Origin of the sequence: Legionella erythra (assembly GCF_001467615.1) — a bacterium.
GTDB classification, from domain to species: domain Bacteria; phylum Pseudomonadota; class Gammaproteobacteria; order Legionellales; family Legionellaceae; genus Legionella_C; species Legionella_C erythra.
Genome location: NZ_LNYA01000023.1, coordinates 295,268 through 298,079 on the forward strand (window position 1 = coordinate 295,268; position 2,812 = coordinate 298,079).

The following is a 2,812-nucleotide window of genomic DNA, read 5'->3' on the forward strand; positions in this document are numbered from 1 at the left end:
CTGATGCCACCCATAACATCATTTGTCCATGCATCATGCGTGTAGCTCGAATAATACCCCAATTTTCTATTTGAGCGTGGTGGAGTATCAGTGGAGTTTCTTATGTGCGCATCTTTCAGGGCTTCTTCTATTTTTGATAGAATTTGAATAAATTTCTCTCCGTCAAAATTGGGATTTGCACTACAGAAAATTACGAGTTCTCGTCCTTTCATTGTTTTATTTCTTTGGCATTCACCCGCATATTTTTCCATCATTACTTTGAAGGAACCTAAATTATTATCCAAAGCAATTTTTGCAATAATAGGTAGTGCTTTAACTATATCTTCTTGATGAATAGATAAATTTATCTTCCAGTCAGATTTGTTTACATTTATCCCATCAAGATTGGATTTTTTATATACGACCCACTTGTCGTTAAATATTGACATAGAAAAATCGACAAATGATGGCGGTGAATAATCGGGTTGACTTTGAACTTTTTTATAGTAGTCTACAATGCTATTTTCATCACCTTTACTGGTGTGATTTCGTGATAATGATAAAATTGAAAAAAACGTACCTATAAAAGAAGGTTTTGTCGATGAGTTATTGTTTGTTTTATTTCCTTTCATATACTCCGAATACTCTTTAATCAAGGTAAAAAAAAGTTGTTTCTTGACGTTGCTCAACTTACTCAATAATGTCTCTTCCAAGGTTTCACGGGGAACGGCCTCAAAAATTAAATAGTAGCCATCGTGAAAAATTTTTATCGCTTCATCTCCATCTTTTGCATACATTACACCCAAATAATCCAGCTCTAAGTCAAGCATAAAAGCCAATATTTTAAGTAATTCTTTTCTTGAGCCATCTGCAGTCCATGAGTTATGATTAAATAGCTTTACAGCCTGAGCGCTTGTAATGTAGTTTTCCCCCCGTTTATTGTTATTGTTAGACAACCCTAAGAACTCAACAACCTTTTCTCTCTGGTTTGGGGTTAAGGGTACTTTTGATGATAAATCCCGACCACCCCATCTATCAAAATAATATAAGTTCCCTTTTTCAGTGTAAACATAGGCGGGAATGTTATCATTTTTTGCAAGTTTATCTGCTATTTTCCTCTTACTCGAATCAGCTTCAATCTTTGCCTCTTTCCGTACAAGCATTGGTATGCGGCCATCTCTGTATCTGTAAAGATTATAAAATACCTTTTGGTCTAAATAACGAGGAAACTTTCTTATCATAAACTTGGCCTGAAAAAAGGCATCGTCTTTTGCATTTTTTTCATACCCGAATTCATGCTCTATTTGGTCTATCTGGCGTCGAATATCAGCCTCTTTAACAGTTGGACTCATAGCCATTTTTGAGAGTTGCAAATCATCGGTGGAGAACCGACTGAAAAACTTTCTTCTCTCTCCTTTATTCGGCATGTTTTTTAAAAAAACATCCATGGCACTTGGAATATTTTCTGCCTTAATTTTAGCCTTGTCAAAACCCTTGTCAAGTTTAAAACCTAATATAGATTTTGTATGACTGGTAAATAAGTTCTTGGATTTAATATCTTCATTTGAATTACAAACTTGAGTCAAAAATTCGTTTCTCAAGTTTAACATTGCTCTTGCAACATGATCTGGTATCGATACCTCTGTTTTTAAATCCGTAGAATATCTAATTTTATAAATGTCAGTTATCGCAAAAAAAACTTTCTCTATAGCCTCTATTTTTTCCTCGATTGACTTTTTATCTTTCAGAATATCATGGATGTTTAAATCCCTATTTTCTTTTATAAAAGAAAGCTCTGTAATATTATCAAGATGTTTTTCGAAAAGTGGTTTTTCATTTTCATCTAATACAGCTTTATAGCGCTCATCAATTAATTTTCTTTTTCGGTTAACAAGTTTTTTGTCATTATCAGATGCCAGTCCTATTTCCATGTAGTCTTTGTGGGCTTGACAAAATTTATCCGCATCAAGATCGAACTGTTTTGAGGCTGTCAATATATTCTTCATTTCATCGTATTTTTGGTCCATTGAAATGATTCGTGTCGGCATGTCATTGACTTTAACCCAACCAACTTTCCCCATGTTACGAAGTGTCACCTCTCTGCTTGAAACAGCGCCTGTACTAACACTTGCTTTATTTTGCTTTTTAAGTTTTTCATCCTCTTCATATTTTTCTGGGAGAAAGTCGAATACATGGTCGTACTTAGCAAATTCTTTTAATGCAAGAATGCTAAAAACAGAACAATTATTATCGTCCTTCTGAATGCCTGCCTGGCACGATTTTATTTCAAACTTAATCTTGCTTTTTTCGAGCTTGTCGATGAGCAAATCGATTGCTTCAAGCTGTTTCTCATCCTTCGATGAATCGAAACAAAATATATTCAGAGTTCCCGCCCGATTTTCGACGTCAAATGCAATTGCGTGATTTTTATTCCCATGATAGTAGACAAATTGTTTTCTTTCGCCTGGTTTTAAGGCTCTTATTTTTTTTGCTAACTTATAAACAGTCCCTTGAGGAGCATAATCCTTTGTAGTGATTTCCTCGAGTGGGATAGGGACTTCAATTGCTTTTCTTATGCGGTTGAGCCCGCCCACTAGCGCTCTTGTTAATTCAGGCGATACTGTATAACCACTTATCTTTTCTTTTTTACTTCTGAGCTCCAAATAGTTAGTTACTTTAAAATCATCAAGGACTAGTTTCTGAAGTGTCTTTTTCTTCTCTTTTAATTCAAAATGTTTATCTAAAAATTGTTTAATTTCGATTTTTAATTTTTCTGGGAAATCATTTCCACTGCTAATTTCGTATTGGCTGGCAAATTGTTGTATTTTATATT

1 protein-coding gene is annotated in these 2,812 nt (G+C 34.3%); it reads right to left on the minus strand.

Going from position 1 to position 2,812, the window contains the following annotated elements; genetic code table 11:
* On the minus strand, positions 1 to 2,812 hold a 2,812-nt coding region (locus Lery_RS06310), incomplete at both ends, for a YopJ family acetyltransferase (RefSeq protein ID WP_193392303.1).